Source organism: Pantoea sp. T14 (genome assembly GCF_036663535.1).
Classification (GTDB): Bacteria; Pseudomonadota; Gammaproteobacteria; order Enterobacterales; family Enterobacteriaceae; genus Pantoea; species Pantoea phytostimulans.
On sequence record NZ_JAWUEB010000026.1, the window covers coordinates 506,137 to 524,891 of the forward strand.

The following is an 18,755-nucleotide window of genomic DNA, read 5'->3' on the forward strand; positions in this document are numbered from 1 at the left end:
AGAGAAAAGTAAAATACCAACGTCCGGTTTTATGCATCACACAGCCTTGCACTGTGCAGTTGCACCTACCCTAATCTTTCATTCAATTGATGGATAGTGGCGAAAATCTGGAAAATTGATTATCACGAACCGCAAATAAAAAAAATCAGCGAGTGCTCACACACTCGCTGATTCATCAGTACACCTTACCGTTACAATGCGGGCTTACACCACATGTACCTGCAAGTTGTGTTGCACTAACACATCGCCCAAGGTGTTATCGCTGCTCAGCGCCGAGTTGTGATAAACCTCGAAGGTTTGTCCCTCCACGGTACGCTGTCCAGTGACTTCCCACACGCCGCCATTGGTATTTGCCAACGTCACCTGACTGCCATCAGCCCCTTTGATCACCAAATCATCACTCTGCTTATCAGTAATGTTAAGTGCTTCATTGAGATCGAGTTTCACCGCGTTGGTGCCGGTTGTACCCAAATCCAGCACTTCAATGTGCTCTACTTTCAGGCCCAGCGAGGTAAGATCCAATGTCATATGATCGCCGTTGAGCACCAGGGTATCGGTGCCCGCACCGCCATCAATATGGGTGAAGTTCAGGGTGCTGACGTTAACCGTGTCATCACCTGCGCTACCCGTTACCGATGCGCCCTCTGCCGTGGTGCCGTCCGCCAGCGTGATCACCACGCCACCGATGGTGTAACTTTGATCATCGGCAACTGCTGTCACGCCTGCGGTTGCCGTGGCATCCTGGGTTTCAGTGCTGCTGGTGGTCGAGGTATCGCTGGCAGTGTCCGCTTCCGTGACCAGGCTGGAAGCCGCCACTGCAGCCACTTTGGCGTTTGTCGTCGCTTCCGTGCTGGTTGACGCAGTTGAGTTGTGATCGGCAACGGCAGCAGCTGTCGCGGTGTCATCCACAGAAAGCGTGCTGAAAGCTGTTGTCGCAGCAGGCACCGCCAGCAACGATCCCAACAGCAGCGTGACATTTGACGCTGAGGTATTGCCTGCCGCATCGGTGATTTTTATTTGCGCCGCAGTCAGCGCAGAAAGAACCAACCCACTTAACGACAATAATTGCCCGGAAGTGAACCTGGCGCTGTAGCGACCCAGTGCATCGGTGGTGGTAGTAACACTGACATTAGAAAGCCCGCCGGATGAATTGAGCAGCGTGACCTTCACGACTGAGCCCTGCGCTGCATATAACGATCCTCCGTTCACCGTAAATCCGGTTAGCAGCGAGGTCACTATGTTGAGCACCGGATCGGCTCCCACCAGCGGCGCATTATGCGACAAGGCATTAAAGGCGCTGTTGGTGGTGACGGTGTTGCCACCAATATCCCGTACGGTAACAACCATGTTCTGGCTGCCATCGGGAATCGCTTTCAAGACTCCTGACGGGACGCTGATGCTCCAGACACCGTTAGCCCCTATCGTGCCGGTTAACGTTGTGCTACCCAGCGTGACGCTCACTTGCCCACCCACCGCATTCGTGCTGGTGCCGCTAATGGTTTCCGCGACATTGGACTCAGCGATATTGAGGTAGCCATCCGTACCGAAGTAGCTGTTAAGCCCAACCGTTGGGGTGCTATGGCTGGCTACGCCCAATGTTGCTGTTCCACTGCCGCTGCTGCCCACGCTGTTGGTCACGCTGGCTGACACCGTGTAGGTTCCATCTGCAATCGCCGCAAGGTTAGCCGGCGATACCGACAAGCTCCAGGCACCACTGCCGTTAACTGTGGTGCTATACGTTTGTGATCCCACCGTAACGCGAATCACCGAACCTTCCGCATTGGTGGCGGTACCACTGATGGTTTGCGTTGTTTTCACATCGACAACACTGAGCGCGTTATCACCAAACAGCGAGGTGATGGCAACGGTTGGGGCGACATGGCTAATCACGCTGAGATTGCCGCTGCCGTTTGCCACGTTGCCGTAAGCATCCGTGGCGGTGACGGCCACTGTTTTAGTGCCATCAGCGATCGCGGCAAGATCGGCTTTTGGCACGCTGATGCTCCAGCTACCACCACTGACCACTTTGGTGGTGTAGGTTACGCCGTTCAGCGTTGCGCTCACGGTTGAACCCGCAGCCAGATTGCTACTGGAGCCGCTGATGGTTTGGTTAGAGGCCAAATCGCCTGCACTCAACACGCCATCGCCAAACACCGTATTAAGGGTTAATGTCGGCTGGTTGCCAATTGCCAGCTGAACACCGGCAAGGGTGGTGGTGGTGTTACCTACGACATCAGTCACCGAGGCGCTGACGGTAAAGTTGCCGCCTAACAGCGTACTGAGCAGGTCTGGCGTTAACTGCGTCGAGAAGGTGCCATCATTGTTGACTGTTGCGGTAGCGCTAATACTGCCAATCGCCAGTCGTACCGTGCTACCACCCGCCACGCCCGTGACCGTACCACTCACGGTTTGTGTGACCAATGACTCCACAAGGTTGAGTACACCATCGCCAAACAGCGGATTCAGTACCACTTTCGGTAGGTTATGAATGCCTACAAGCGCGCCTGCCGTGGTGCTGGTGGTGTTGCCTGCGGTATCGGTGACGCTCACGCCCACCGTCAGGTTGCCATCCGCAATGCCTTGTAACAGCGTTGGCGAGAGCGAAACGCTAAAGTTACCGCTGGCATCGGTTAGTGTTGCATATTGCTGACCGCCGATGGAAACCACCACGCGCGATCCCGCTTCCGCCCCGCCAACAACGCCGCCAATCACCTGGCTCACCAGTGCATCTGCCACATTTAACAAACCATCGCCAAACAGCGGATTGACCGAGATGGTGGGCAAAATCGTATCAACGCGAATACCTGCGCTGGTTGAGGCCGTGTTGCCTGCCGCATCCGTCACGCTGGCCCCCACGGTGAGATTGCCTTGCGCCAGAGTAGAAAGAATGTCTGGCGTGACCGTCGCGCTAAAGGCTCCGCCGGTGCCGACTAGCGCCGTAACCTGGCTGTTGCCCACGTTCAGCGTCACCGTTGATCCGGCAGCGACGTTGTTTACCACACCGCTGATGGTCTGATTGGTCGCAATATCAACCAGATTCAGGATGCCATCACCAAACAGCGACGTCAGGCTGATGGACGGCTGCTGGGTAAAGATGCCGATGGTTGCGCTGCTGGACGCCACGTTACCCGCGACATCTGTCACGCTCACACCCAGTGACAAATCACCATTCAACAAGGAGGTCAGATCGCCCGTCGGCAGCGTGACGCTCCAGTTGCCGCCAGCCTGCACCGTCGTGGTATAACTGCGACTGCCGAAAGTCACGGTGACCTGCGAACCTTCCGCAGCGTTTTCAATGACGCCACCGATTAATTGGCCCGCCGCAGCTTCCGCAATATTCAGCAGGTTATCGCCACCAAACAGCCCGACGAGATTCCCCACCACGGGTACCGCATCAACAATGGCGGTGACCGTTTCACCTACGGTGCGACTGTTGCCAGCGGCATCGGTCAAGGTAACATCCAACGCTAACTGGCCATCCGTAAGCAGATCCAGCACGTTTGGCGGGACCACAATGGCCCATTTGCCATCCTGACCCACCGATGCAGTGAGCGAAGTGCCGCCCACGACCACGGAGACGATCGCTCCAACGCCAGCCGATTCTGCGGTACCGCTGATGATCTGCGCGACGGTGGTATCGACGGCACTCAAGGTTCCGTCGCCAAACACCGAGTCGACCACCAGATTCAACGCTGCGTTGACCACTTTGTTAACGGTCAATGTGGCATCCGTTTGGTTGCCAGCGTCATCAGTGACACGCACGCCAAACACCAGCGCGCCTTCCGTCAGGCTGCCCAGCACCTGTGGAGAGAGATCCAGACTAAACGTGCCATCAGCAGCCACCACCGCCGAGGCAAGGGGCGCGCTGTCGCCAGCATAGAGATAAACGGTTTCGCCTTCTGCGCCAGGTGCTCTGCCGGTTAACACCTGCGTTGCCAGAATATCGGCGGCGTTAATCAGGTTGTCGCCTAAGAACGCGTCCAGCTCAATCAGCGGTGCTGAGGTATCTACAGTGATAGCTTCGTTGGCATTGGTAACGTTACCTGCCGCATCGCTAAGCTGAGCAGTGATGGTTTGCGAACCGTCAGCCAGCGCCTGCATATCCGCTGCGGGAACGTTGGTAGACCAGCTACCGTCACCCTGCACAATGGCGTTGTAGGTTTTGCCATTGAGCGTGACCACCACGGTGCGCCCCACTTCCGAAGTGGAAGCCGTCCCGCTGATGGATTGACGTACCTCGCTTTCACTGGCGTTGACCACGTTGTCAGTGGCGAAGTTGTTAATCGTCAACGTTGGCGGCGTAAGATCAACCACCACATTGCCGCCGGTAGTGACAGAACCGTTAGCGCCGCTGGCATTGACCGTTACCGCTACGTTTCCATCGCTATCGCCAAAAGCGGTGGCCGGCACGGAAGTACTCCAGTTACCGCTGCCATCAATGGTTGTGGTGTAGGTTGTTGTGCCAATCACCACCTCAACCACGCCGCCCGCGCCCAGGTTTGCGGAGGTGCCAGTGATGGCTACCGATCCCTGCGCCTGATCAACCGTGCTGACAATGTTATCGCCAGAAACTGCACCCAGCGTTACCAATGGTCCCGGTGGCGGTGTGAGATCCACTGCATAGGTGACAGTTTCCGTCGCAGGGTTACCCGCCAGATCGCTAACGGTAAAGGTGACGGTGTTAGAACCTGAAGTGAAGGTTGCCAACTGCGCTGGCGTTAAAGTCAGGCTCCATGTGCCATCACTTCCTACCGTTGCCGTACCCAACGCCGTGCCGTTTAAGCTCACGGTTAGCACTGAACCCGTTTGCGCGCCCGTTGCCGAGCCACTCAGAACTTGTGGCAGGATACTTTCGGCATAATTCAGCGCATTGTCGCCAGCAAATGTATTAACGGTGATCGTCGGTGGCGTGGTATCGACCACCAAGGTATTGCTGATCGTCGCCGTATTGCCGTTAACGTCCGTTGCTGTCACCGAAACGGGATAACTGCCATCTGCAAAACCGGCCAGTTCTTCAGACGTGATGAGCACCGTCCAGCCGCCGTTTTCATCTACCGTTGCCGCATAGCTTTCATCGCCCATGGTGACAGTCACGGTCTGACCTGCTCCCGCTTTACCGGTGGTACCGCTCAGCGTGAAGTCTTCTGCGGCTTGAGCCGCATTAATGAAGCCATCATCAAACTGTGCGTCAACCGTTGGGCGCAGCGGGGTGAGATCGGAAGTAAAGGTAAACGGCGACGTCACGCTGTTACCTGCGGCATCAACTACCGTCACGTTCAGCGTATGGCTGCCATTGCCCAGCGAACTCAGCGCACCTGCCGGTATATTGACGTTCCACTCACCTTGCTCGCTCACGGTACCGGTATAACGCGTGCCGTTAACATCGACCGTGATACTCACTGCCTGATTGGCCCCGGTGCTACCTGTGGTACCGGTTAGTGCCAGGCCACTGGCGGCCTCGCTGATGTTGAGCACGTTATCATCGCCAAACTGATTGGGCGCGAAGGTCGGTGCTGGAGCAGTGACAGCGGTAATCACCTCCTGTGATGTCGTGTCGCTGTTGCCCGCAATGTCTGTCGCCGTAACGCTGATGGTGTGCGTGCCATTCGCCAGGGTCGCCAAATCGGCGGGGCTTAACGTCAATGTCCATGAGCCATCTTCAAGCACGGTGGCGTTGAATGGCTGGTCGTTATTCAGGCCCTCAATGGTCACGCCGACCGCCTGACCTGCGCCCGTGATACCCGTTGTTCCACTCAGCGTTTGCGCGGTTGCCGCTTCTGTCGCATCCAGCGCACCGTTACCAAAGGGCAGGTTCAGGGTTACGTCTGGCAAGGTGTTTACCACCACCTGCACCGAGCCGTCGGTTGAAACGGTATTCCCGACATTGTCGGTGACCGTTACCGTGACTGGCCAGGTGCCATCGGGCAGGGTTTGCAGCAACTCTGTGGGCAATTCCAGTGACCAGGTACCGTCACCATTAATCGTGGCGGGGTAAACCGTTCCGTTCAGGCTGACACTCACTGATGCTGCATTATCAATGTTGAGATTGCCGGTAAGGCTTCCATCTGCCGCGGCTTCGTCAGCGTTGATGCGTCCATCGCCAAACGGTGTATCGAGCGTGGGTTGAGCTATGGCGGTGATGGCCGAGGTAAAGTCTTGTGTTGCCTCGGACGTGTTGCCCGCACGGTCGGTAGTGACCACAGTGAGGGTGTGCGTTCCGTTACCCAGGCTGGTGATCAGCGTTGGCGGCAAGCTGGCTGTCCAGTTACCGTTAGCATCAACGGTGACTGTGAGTGGATTGCCATCCACATTCACCGTCACGGTTTGCCCATCACTGGCGTCGATGGTGCCGGTAATCAACTGTATCGTTCCCGCTTCCGTGCTGTTAATCACGTTATCGCCAAACTGTGTCTCGCCAATTGTTGGCAGCGCTGGCGGCGTCTGAAGAACTTCCACACTGGCAGACGCTTGTGCCGGGTTACCCGCTGCATCGTTGGCCGTTACGGTAAGCTGAATAATGCCATCAGCGACAGCGGTCAACGTATTGGCTGGCAGCGTCAGACTCCAGCTGCCATCTGCGCCAACCTGCGTGGTGAAGCTGAGTTCGCCAATATCTACAGTGATTACCGTATTTTCAGCGAGTTCGCTGGAAGTGCCGCTCAGCGTTTGTTCAATACCCACATCGGCTTGACTGAGCAAGGCATCGCCAAACGGCAGCTCCAGCGTCAGTGTAGGCAGCGTATTAAAGGCCACGTTAAGATCAGCGGTATCGGTGGCGGTGTTGCCATCGGCATCCGTTACCGCAATGTTCAGGGTGGTTCCGCCATCCGCTAACTGTTGCAGATCGGCCGCAGGAATCGACAAACTCCAGCTGCCATTCTCTGCGGCTGTGGTGGTGTAAGTGATGCCATTGAGCGTCACTGAAACCGGAAGATTGGCTTCAGTGGTGCCGCTGACCACCAAATCCTGCAGCGACTCGGCAAGATTTAAGGTGTCACCTGCGCTGAGTGAAATACCACTCAAGGCGGGCAGATCGCTGTTCACCGTAACATCGTGGCTGATGTTTGCCGGGTTGCCCGCTTCATCATTCGCCGTAACCGTCAGGGTTAATGCCCCTTGCGGTAGATCAGCGACAACGTCAGCCGGCACTGAAACGCTCCAGTTTCCGTTTGCATCAATGGTGGTGCTGTAATCGATATCATTCAACGTGACAGTCACTTCCGTGCCTTGCAGCAGTAACGTACTGCTGCCGCTCAGCACCAAGGTTTCTCCCGCCTCGCTGGCGTTGATCACATCATCACCTGCTACCACATTGACGCTGAGCGTGGGCTGAACAGCCTCGCTGGCAACCACCACAAAACTGCTGCTGCTGCTGGCTGGATTACCTGAACTGTCTGCGGCAGTCACCACGATAACCTGCTCACCATCCGCCAGCGCGCCGACATCTGCAGCGGGCACTGTCGCCGTCCAGTTACCATTCGCCTCGACTGTCCCGCTGTAGCTCTGACCATTCAGCGTGACAGTGACAAGTTGCCCTTCAGCCAGATTGGTGCTGGTGCCACTGATCGTCAGCGCCTCACCCGCCTCAACGCGATTGACGTAGTTATCATCACTGATCGCACCCACCGATAAGGTAGGAAGATCAACGGCATCGGCATCACGCGTCACGGTCTGGCTGATGTTGGTGGTGTTACCCGCCGCATCGGTCAGCGAGATCCCCACCGGGTAATCGCCATCCGTTAAGCCCTGTATTGCACTGGCCGGTAAATTCACGCTCCAGGTGCCATCTGAAAGCACCAGCGTTTGATAAGCCTGACCATTAAATGTCACGGTCACGGTTTGTCCGACATCCGCTAACGACGCGGTGCCGCTGATTGGAATTTCCTGCAAAACTTCAATCGAGTTAATGACGTTATCATCCGCGATGTCATTAACGGTCAGCGTTGGCGCAACGAAATCAACCATCACGCTGCTTTCCAGGCTGCCTGTATTGCCGGCGGCATCCGCAACGTTAACCACAAGCGTCGTGATACCTTGATCAAGCCCTTGCAGCACGCTGCTCTCTAAGGTCAGCGTCCAGTTACCATTGGCATCCACTTCAGCAGGATAATCCCTTCCTCCGAGCGTTACCGTAACGGTTTGTCCTTCACCGGTAACACCCGTAGTGCCGCTCAGCGTTTGGTTTTGCCCCGCCTCAGCCTGACTCAGATAACCCTCCGTAAACGGCGGTTCGATGCTGATCGCCAGCTCGCCAGTGGCAACATTGATCTCGCGCGTTTCAGTGAAACTGTTGCCTGCCGCATCGCTGACCGTGGCGGTCAACGTGTATGCACCAGCAGGCACACCCGCCAGCACACCGGCGGGCAGATCCAGGCTCCAGTTGCCATCGTTACCCACGGTGGTGGTCCAGACCTGATTATTCAAGGTAATGGTTACCGTTTGGCCCGTTGCATCGCTGTTACCGGTCAGGGTAATGACCTCAGCGCTTTCAGCCACATTGACGATGTTATCCCCCGCCACCGCACCCAGGGTAAGGGTGGGTGGTGTGAGATCAATATCGACGCTGCCGTTTACCGCGCTGGTGTTCCCTGCTGCATCACTTACCGTGACAACATAATCCGTGGTGCCTTCGTCCAGTGCATCCAGCGCCTCAGCAGGAAGCGTAATGCTCCAGTTGCCGTTGCCATCGACCGTACCGCTGTAGTCAGTGCCGTTTAATGTCACGCTGACCGCTTGACCATCGCCCGTGACGCCAGTTGAGCCGCTCAGGGTTTGCGCAGAGCCGACATCCGTGGCATTCAGCGTACCGCCACCCAATTGCGTGGTTATGGCTGCATCAGGCAAGTTATTGATGATCACATTCAGCGTGGCGGTGCTGCTGAGGGTTGCGCCCGTTGAGTCTGCTGCTGTCACCGTCAGGGTCTGTGGCCCATCCGGCAGGTTTGCCAGCGCCTCGGCAGGCACAATGATATTCCAGGTTCCTGTCGCAGAGACCACGCCACTGTAGCCCACGTTGTTCAGCAACAGCGTGACGATACCGCCTTCGCCGACGTTGGCCGAGGTGCCCGTCACAATCAACGGATCCGCGCTTTCATTCAGATTCAGATAGTTATCACCGCTTAGCGCATCCAGCGACAGGCCAGATGCCGTGCTGTTAGCGGTAATCGTCACATTACCCGATGCCACGTTGCCCGCCACATCACTGACGGCCACTGTATAAGTTGCCGTGCCATCGGCTAACGCCGTCAGCACACCGGAAGGGACAGTCAGGCTCCAGTCGCCACTCGCTTGCACGACGCCAGTAAAGGGTTGACCGCCAATCGTCAACGTCACGATCTGGCCCGCCTCTACGTTCGTGGTGGTTCCGGAAAGGATTTGATCGGTTTGTCGTTCTGCGCCATCCACCGTGTTGTCACCGGCAAACGGATTCAGGGCCAACGTCGGTAGGCTGGCAGCATCGGCTTTCACCGTTAAGCTGCTGACTTCAGTGGTGACATTACCTGCCGCATTGCTGGCCGTGACGGTCAGCGGATAGCTACCGTTGACTACTCCGGCAAACGCTTCTGCCGGCACAGGCAGTGTCCAGTTGCCGTCTGCATCGGCGTTAACGCTGTAAGTGGTGCCATTGAAGGTGGCTGAAATCAGCGCATTGCCTTCACTGGTGCCGGTGAGATTCAGCGGCTGCGTGACTTCATTGGCATTGAGGATGCCGTCGCCCGCTGGCTCATTCAGGGTTAACGCTGGCGGCAGCGTATTGACCTCAAAAGTGCCCTGGGCGCTACTGCTGTTGCCAGCAATATCGGTCACGGTGACGCTGTATGGCGTGCTGCCATTGGGCAGCGCTGCCAACACTTCGGCCGGGATCGAAACCTGCCAGGCGCCTGTTGCGTCAGCCAGCCCACTGTAATCCACGCCATTCAGGGAGATAGTCACTACCTGGCCCGGATTGCTGACGCCGGTTGTGCCGCTGATCGCCCCGTTAGCAGCGGCTTCATCTGCATTGAGAATGCCATCGCCAAACGCCACACCTGCGGTAGCTGGCGGCGTGGTGGTTAGAACATTCAGCGTGTCAGTTTGTGAGGCCAATGTCAGGCCGTTAGCATCGGTGACGGTGGTGGTCACCGTCAACGCACCCTCCGCAACGTTGCTGAAGGTGCCCGCAGGCAGTGTCAGTGTCCAGTTTCCATCTGCGCCGACCGTGGTGGAATAATCCGCCCCGTTTACGTTCACCGTAACGATGCTGCCCGCCGCAATGTTGCTGGTGCTACCGCCAAAGGTAACCTCACCGCCAACTTCAGCGGCGTTGAGATAGTTATCGCCGCTCACCGGTGCCAAAGCCACGCCACCCACACTGCTATCAACAGTGAATGTCGCTTCACCGCTGCTGGTATTGCCCACGGCGTTGATCACATTCACTGTCAGTGTTTGGCTACCGTCAGCCAGCGTTGCCAACGCCGCCGGAGGTAGAATAATGCTCCATTCACCGTTTGCGCCCACTACGCCGGTGTAGGTTGTACCCTCCAGCGTGACGGAAACCTGCTGGCCTTGTTCAACATTGGTGGTTGAACCACTCAGCGTTTGCGGTTGCTGCTGTTCTGCGGCGTTTAAGATGCCATCACCGGCGAAGCCTGCGCTATCAACCGTAATGGTCGGCAGCACCAGTGGATCGGTCGCCACATTCAGGTCGTTGGTGACCGTTGTTTGGTTGCCCTGTGCATCCGTAAGGGTAATCGTCAGGGGATTCGTACCCGGCGGCAGTGCTTGTAGATCGGTGGGTGCAATTTGCAACGACCACAATCCATTCACACCCACCTGCGTACGGTAAAACTTACCGTTCAGGCTCACACTCACCTGATCGCCGTTTTGACCCGATCCGCTGATAGTCAGCGGTTGCGTCAGATCGTTGGTGTTGAGGTTGTAATCGCCGCTAACCGGGTTGACGACCAATGGCGGAGCGCTGGTATCAACCGTCAGATTACGGGTCTCGCTCGCGGTATTGCCCGCAGCATCGCTAACGATCACCGTAATGGGATAGTTACCATTAGTGAGGCCCGCCAGGTTGCTGGCAGGAATATCCAGCGCCCACTGACCGTTTTCATCTACCGTGCCGGTATACGTCACATTATCCAGCGTCAGACTGACGTCATCGCCGGCGCTGCCGCTGCCGGTGAAGGTGACGCCATTTGCCTGTTCGCTGGCGTTAAGAACGCCATCGCCAGCTGGCGAATTAAAGACGAAAGTCGGCGCAGTGGTATCAATAGTCAGTGCGGAAGAGGTGGTGCCGCTATTGCCGTTCGCTGTCGTCACCGTGACGTTCAGATCGTAGCGACCCTCCGCCAGCGCTTGCAGATCGGCGGCTGGCAAGGTGGCCACCCAACTGCCATCCTGCGCCACCGTGGCGGCGTAAGTTTCGCCGTTCAGTTCCACACTGACGCTGCTGCCAGGTGCGGCACTGCCGCGCACCAGCACATCATTTTCTGCTTCAGCCGCATTAATGATGCCGTCTCCAGCAACAGGGTTGATGGTGGCTGTTGGCGTACCGGTGTCAACCGTGATCGGCACGGTGCTGCTGGTGGCATTGCCAGCCGCATCACTGACCGTAACGATAACCGTGTTAGCACCTTGTCCCAGCCCCTGTAACGTGCTCGGTGGGATGTTAACGCTCCAGTTCCCCTGCGGGTCCACCGTGGTGGGATAGCTATTATCCCCCACCGTGACGGTGACGGTTTGCCCTGCCGCTGCGGTGCCGCTCAGGGTTTGAGGGACATTCACTTCGTTGCTGTTTAACACGCCGTCATCAAACGGCGTTTCAACAACGGGTGCGGCTAATGGCGTGGTCGCAATCAGCACGGTTTGCGTCACCTCTACGCCGCCCGCGGTAACGGTAATAGTTTGATTGCCCTGCTCCAACTCACTGGCAATCGCCGCCGGTACGGTGATCGACCAGCCGCCGCTTTCATCCAGCGCACTGGAATAGCTCACGCCGCCGACATTAACGGTGACGATAGTCTCTGCGGGCAGATTCGCCGAACTGCCGCTGATGATCAGATCGCTGGCCGATTCGGCGGCATTATAGGCGTTGTCTTCACTGATGGGCGCAATCGCCAGCACCGGATCGGCGGTGGTAACGACTGAAAGTTCGCCATTGCCAGTGGCCTGATTGCCTGCTGCATCAGTAATGGTAACGGTATAAGCTTTGGTGCCAACGCCGCCCAGCGAACCGGCTGGCAGCGTGACGCTCCAGCTTCCGCCAGGCTGAACGACGCCATCATAAGTTTGCCCGTTAATTGAGAGCAGTACCGGCTGTCCTGCGGGTACGTTTGTTGTACCCGTAATCAATACATCGCTGAGTTGCTCGGCGCGATCGATAACATCATCACCCGTTACCGGCGCAATGGTTAAGGTACGTGCGGTTTCTGCTACTACGGTGACATCCGAGACCACGGTGGTGCTGTTGCCATATTGATCATCGATGGTGACGGTCACGGGATAGATACCATCACCCAACTGGCTGACAGCTTCTGCCGGTACGGTCACTGACCAGTTGCCATCATTGCCAACGGTGGTGGTGTAGGTGTCACCGTTAAACACCACCGAGACATTATTGCCTGGCGTGCCGCCTGCGCCATTCAGTTCTAAATCTTGGGTGTGTTCACCAATATTGATGTAGCCATCGCTGGCAGGCTGCGTCACTGTGGCTGGCGGTGGCGTCGTCGCAAACTCCAGCGTATCAGTAACCGTTGTGGTGTTGCCGTTGGCATCGGTTGCCGTGACGGCAACCGATTGTGGCCCGTTAGGCACTTGCGCCACATCCGCCGCAGGCACACTGACGCTCCAGCTGCCGTTATCGCCCACAACCGTGCTATAGGTTTGACCGTTCAGACTCACGGTAATGGTGTCGCCGCTGCTACCGACGCCGGTCACAATTAACGGCTGCTGAGCCTCTCCCGCATTGATGACACCATCACCGCCCAAATCACCCACCGTCAGCGGTGGTGGCGTCGTCGCCACGTTCAATGTGGTGTCTTGCGTGGTGCTATTCCCCACGGCATTCGTAATTGTCACGCTAACCGGATAAGAAGGATCGGTGAGCGCGGCAAGATCGGCTGTGGGTACAGAGGTGTTCCACTGACCATTATCCGCGACAATCGCGGTATAACTTTGGCCATTGAGCGTAACGGTCACGCTGTCGCCCGGTGAACCGGTGCCGCTGAGAATCAGCGGCTCTGACAAATCGTTGGCACCCAGAATGCCGTCCCCGCCAGGCGCATTGATGCTGCCTGCTGGGGCGAGCGTATCCACGGTCAGCGTTTGTGACTGGCTGATTACGTTACCAATGGCATCGCTTACGGTAACGGTCAGGGTATAACTGCTGCCGTCTGCCAGTGCTTGCAACGCTTCAGCCGGCACGTTTACCGTCCAGTTGCCATCGTTGCCTACCACCGCGCTATAGTTTGCGCCGTTAAGCGACACCGTCACCACGTCACCCGGCGCAGAGCCTGAACCGGTAAGCGGCAGGCCGCTGGCTATTTCCTCACTGTTTAATACCCCATCATCACCCGCGACAGGGCCAAGATTTAGCACCGGTAACAGGCTGTCCACAGTGAAATTGATGATTTCGCTGTTGCTGTTGTTCGCGGCATCCGTAACAGTAACCGTCAGGCTATTCGGCCCCTGAGCCAGCAAAGCGAGATCGGTTGCAGGCAGCGAAAGGCTCCAGGAACCGTCCGCATTCACTACGCTGCTGTAAATTTTCCCATTGAGTTCGACTTCAACCCGCTGTCCTACACCGGGCAAACCCGTCGTGCCGCTAAGAATTTGATCGCTACCGACTTCGGCATCGCTTAGCACACCGTCACTGAAGGCGGTTTCATCCAGATTAACTTGCGGTTGAGCAGTAACGGCAACCGTTAATCCAGCCTGATCGCTGACCACTGCACCGTTAGCATCCGTCACGCTGGCGGTAACCTGCTGCAGCCCATCAGCAATATTTGCAAAGGCGGTAGACGGCAGGGTAATGGACCAACTTCCGTTAGCCGCTACGCTGCCGCTGTAGTTCACATTATTGAAGCTCACCGTTACCAGCTGGCCTTCCGCCACGCCAACAGCCGTTCCGGTGATGATCAGATCTTGCGTGGCGTCGTCAGCGTTCAGATAGCCATCGCTGCTTAAGGGTTCGCTGATGGTGATGATGCCCGGCAGACCTTCAGCTGGGGCAACACTAAAGTCGTGGCTGCTGGTGGCGGTTGCGCCAGCAACGTTGGTGACGCTCACATCAACCGTTGCCGTGCCCGCGGCCAGTGCAATTAAGTCAGCCGTTGGGACGCTGGTGCTCCAGTTACCTTCAGCATCAACCTGTGCGCTGTAAGTTTGTCCGTTGAGCGTAAGCGTAACTACCTGTCCTTCTTCGACATTGGTGGTCGATCCAGAGAGCGTTTGGTCGGTGGCTTTTTCGCTGTTATCCAGCAGATCATCGTTAGCAAAGATGTTAACGCTGATAGTCGGTTCAGCTGGCGTGCCCGGACCGGTATCGACGGTAAAGTTCAGGGTTTCAACATTGGTGTTATTGGCTGCGTCGCGGGCAGTAATGGTGACGGTGCTCGCGCCCTGTGGCAGCGCCTGCAAATCTGCTGCTGGCAGCGTTAGCGTCCAGCTTCCATCTTCACTCACGGTAGCGGAGTAATCGGTACCGCCTACATTCACCGTTACCGTCTGGCCTGCGCCGGTTGCGCCAGTACTGCCGCTGAGATTGAGGTCGCTGGCAGCATCCGTGGCGTCCAGCGTGCCATCGGTCAGGACTGATGTGCCTACGCTGACATCTGGAATGTTCTCTACGACAACATTGAGCGTTGCACTGCTGCTGGCTGGATTACCGTTGCTGTCCGTTGCGCTGATTTGCAGGGTTTGGATGCCATCTTGCAAGCCGGTCAGCGCGTCAGCAGGGACGGTGACACTCCAGTTACCTTGCGCGTCAACCGTACCGCTGTAATCCGTACCGTTGAAATTAACCGTGATAACGGCGCCTTCTGCCACATTCTCTGCCTGCCCGGTAATTTGCAGCGGGCTGGCGGTTTCTTCCGCATTCAAATAGCCGTCATCACTGATCGGATTCACCGTTAATACGCCATCCGGCGCTTCGACAGTGAAAGTCCGTGACGCGGTTGCAGTGCCCTGAGCACTGGCTACAGAAACGCCAAGTGTGGCACTGCCTGCTGCCAGCGAGGCGAGCGCCTCAGCCGGAATGCTCACGCTCCAACTGCCATTGCCAGAGACCGTGGCGCTCCAGCTTTGACCGTCCAGGCTAACGGTGACAACTGCACCTTGTTCAACGTTTTCAGTGGTACCGGACAACGTCTGGCTGCTGCTTTTTTCGCCCACATCCAGCACATCATCACCGGCGAAGGCGTTCACTGTAATGGTTGGTTCGGCTGTGACTGGCAGCGTAACGGTGAAGTTGTAATCACTGGAGGCCGTCTCACCTGCCACATTGGTGACACTGACCGAAGCGGTGTTAGTGCCTTCCGCTAACGTGCCAAGGGTAGCGGCTGGCAGAGTCACACGCCAACTGCCATCTGCGGCAACGGTGCTGGTGAACGATTCACCGCCCAGCGTGACCGTAACGATTTGACCCGCTTCAATGTTGGTGGTGTTGCCGCTCAGAGTTTGATCGCTGCCCTGCTCGATGCCGTCCAGCACGCCGTCGTCAGTAAAAGCATTCACGCTAAGGGTCGGCAACGGGGCATTTACAGTGACGTCATGGGTAACTGTGGCAACATCCCCCGCCGCGTTGCTCACGCTGACAGCGAAACTCGCAGTGCCGGTTGCCAATGCAGTCAGCGCAGAAGAAGGAACGTTAATGCTCCATGCGCCGTCACTTTCCACCGTGCCGCTGTAGCTTTGCCCGTTGAGCGTCAGCGTGACCACTTGCCCGGCTTCGACGTCAGTGGTAGTACCGCTTACGGTTTGATCGCTGCCCTTTTCGCTGTTATCCAGCACATCATCGCCGGTGAAAGCATCAACGCTAATAACCGGATCGCCTGGCTGTGGCTCAGGCGCGGCAACCGTGTAGTTAATTTGTTGCGTGGCTTCGGTGCCTGAATTATTGGTGACGATGACCACCAGCGATGCAGCGCCCGGCGCTACATCGGCCAAGACACCATTAGGCAGCGCAATGCTCCAACTGCCATCCGGCCCAACGATGCCCGTGTAATTATTGCCATTGAACGTCACTGACACGGTATTTCCCGCTTCTACGCCCGTGGTTGTCCCACTCAACGTCAGCGGGCCAGCCGCTTCAGTGGCATCAAGCACACCATCGCCAGCAAACACTGCCGCCGCAATCGTCGGCGGTCCCGCTTCTACTGTGACGTCCACCGTTCCGGTGGCGGTGCCGCCAGACGCATTCGAGACACTCACGGCCAGCGTCAACTCTCCCGCTGCCAGCGACTGCAACAGCGCAGGCGGTAACGTAATACTCCAGTTACCCTCCGCGCCAACGGCAGCGCTATAAACCTGGCCGTTCAACGTTAAGGTGACAAACTGACCTTCCTCAACATTGGTGGTCGTACCGCTGAGAACTTGCCCAAGACCTTTTTCCGTTTCATCGAGAACGTTGTCACCGGCGAAGTTATCCAGTGTGATGGTCGGTTCCGTTACGGCTGGCGTGCCGACCAGGAAGTTGTAATCTTCGCTAACCACGGTTCCGTTCGCGGTGGTCACGCTGATAGTCAGCGTGGCATTACCCGCAGCCAGCGCAGCCAATGCGTCAGCAGGAAGCACCACGATCCAGCTGCCGTCCTCAGCCACCAAGGCGGTATAATTCGTGCCATTGAGCGTAACGGTAACTGTCTGACCCGCTTCGATATTGGTGGTAGAACCGCTCAGTGTTTGTGCAATCTCTTTTTCACCCGGATCGAGTACGCCATCGCCAAAAGGTGTGGTGAGTGTAACGCCAGGCTCATTAGGGATTCCTGGCGCTTCCACAGAAACTTCGCGCGTTTCTGTCACTACAATCCCTGCGGCGTTGCTTACCGTCGCGGTGATCGTGACTGAACCTGCAGCCAGTGCTGACAAAACCTCAGGCGGGATAGTGACACTCCAACTACCATTGGCGTTAACCGTGGCGGAGAAGGTTTGCTCGCCAAGGGTGATCGTCACCACTCGACCCGCTTCAACATCGCTGGTTGTGCCAGAAAGTGTTTGCGCTGTGCCCTTCTCGCTGTTGTCCAGGATATCGTCGCCCGCAAACAGAGCAATGTTAATCACCGGTGAATCAGGCTCACTGTCCACTCTGATATTGAGACTGCTCTCAGCTGGTGTACCGGCTGCATTATTAACCGTAACGCTAATCACATTCGCGCCGTTTGCCAGCGCTGCCAGCGCCGTAGCGGGAACGCCTACGCTCCAGCTGCCATTTGCGCCCACCGTCGCGCTGTAACTTTGTCCGCCCAACGTGATAGTCACCAGCTGGCCCGCCTCCACGTTAGAGGTGGTGCCACTAATGGTTTGTGTTGCCGTCTTTTCAGCGTTATCCAGCACGTTGTCACCCGCAAATGGATTGATGCTGATGACTGGCGTGCCGGGTTCGGTCACAGGCGGCGCTTCCACTGTGATCGCCAGATCGCTGGTTGCTACGGTGCCCGCCGCGTTGTTAACGGAAACGCTGATGCTGGTGTTACCTGCGGCTAATGCAGCTAACGCATCGGCAGGTACGTTGATGCTCCAGCTGCCATCCGCACCGACAGTGGTGCTGTAGTTCTGACCGCCCAGCGTGATGGTGACCAGCTGGCCCGCCTCCACGTTAGTGGTGTTACCGCTGAGGGTTTGCGTCGCGGTTTTTTCCGCGTTATCCAGCACATTGTCACCGGCAAAGGGATTGATGCTGATAGTCGGTGTGCCTGGCGCAGGGTTGTCTGTGCCGCCGTCATTGCCACCACCGCCACCGCCACCACCACCACCGCCCGCTGCGCCGATGGCGATACCTGCCAGACCCAGCACACCTAAACCGCCGGCGGTTAAGACACCCGCTGAGATATTGGCATTTTCAGCCAGCAGCAGCGGATCTACGCTGTTGAGAGATTCATAGGTAGGTGTAACTGACGCAGCGGCCAGGTCTGTGCCTTCCGCTGTGGTGGGAAACAGCGCGTGTTCCGGGGGATTTACGCCATCATCAAAAACCAGTTCGCTGTGTTCGCCTTCGACATCGTCAAAGAAAAATTTCTGATAGCGTACGGTGCTGCCGTCGCGCATATGCAGAATAAGATCGTCACCCTGACGTTCGTATTGAACCACCATGGCGCGCGTGCCGTTGATGCGCACTATGCTGGGTTCTGCGAGGTTAATTGTTTGAGTTAAACCGCCGTTGGACTGAGAGATCAGTGTGCCGTTTTCACGAGAAATGATATCGACTCGGCCTTGAGTGAGTTCTGCCATGTTGTAACCCCTACTCCACCAGATTAGCTAATATACTGAATTCAAAATCATAAATTAGATTTATGCTTTTAAGATCCACGCATTACCTCACTTTCTGCGATGCAGAAAGCGTCTTGCCTGGTGAATGTAAAGGCCTTATGGCCAATTATTTTCAGCGACCGGCTATGAGCCTTGCTGGTTGGGTGAATTTTTAATTTAATTTATTTTTTTATACATAAATTTTCAGATTTCTACCTGATCAATCTTTGACGTAACGAACAGAAAAATCAACTTCAATGTACAGATTTTGTTATGTTTTAATTTGGTTATCATTAACAAAATTC

At 56.6% G+C, this 18,755-nt stretch carries 1 protein-coding gene; it reads right to left on the reverse strand.

Translation table 11 applies throughout. The annotated features are described in order from the left end of the window. Positions 1-204: 204 nt before the first annotated feature. Positions 205-18,432: an Ig-like domain-containing protein gene (locus SC127_RS17410; RefSeq protein ID WP_332627222.1), complete on the reverse strand. Its 18,228-nt coding sequence runs from the start codon at positions 18,430-18,432 to the stop codon at positions 205-207. Between the last annotated feature and the right edge of the window lie 323 nt (positions 18,433-18,755).

What these genes read in the sequence shown, in the direction of transcription:
- SC127_RS17410 (WP_332627222.1), bottom strand. Translation starts at nt 18,432, where the DNA reads ATGGCAGAACTCACTCAAGGCCGAGTCGATATCATTTCTCGTGAAAAC.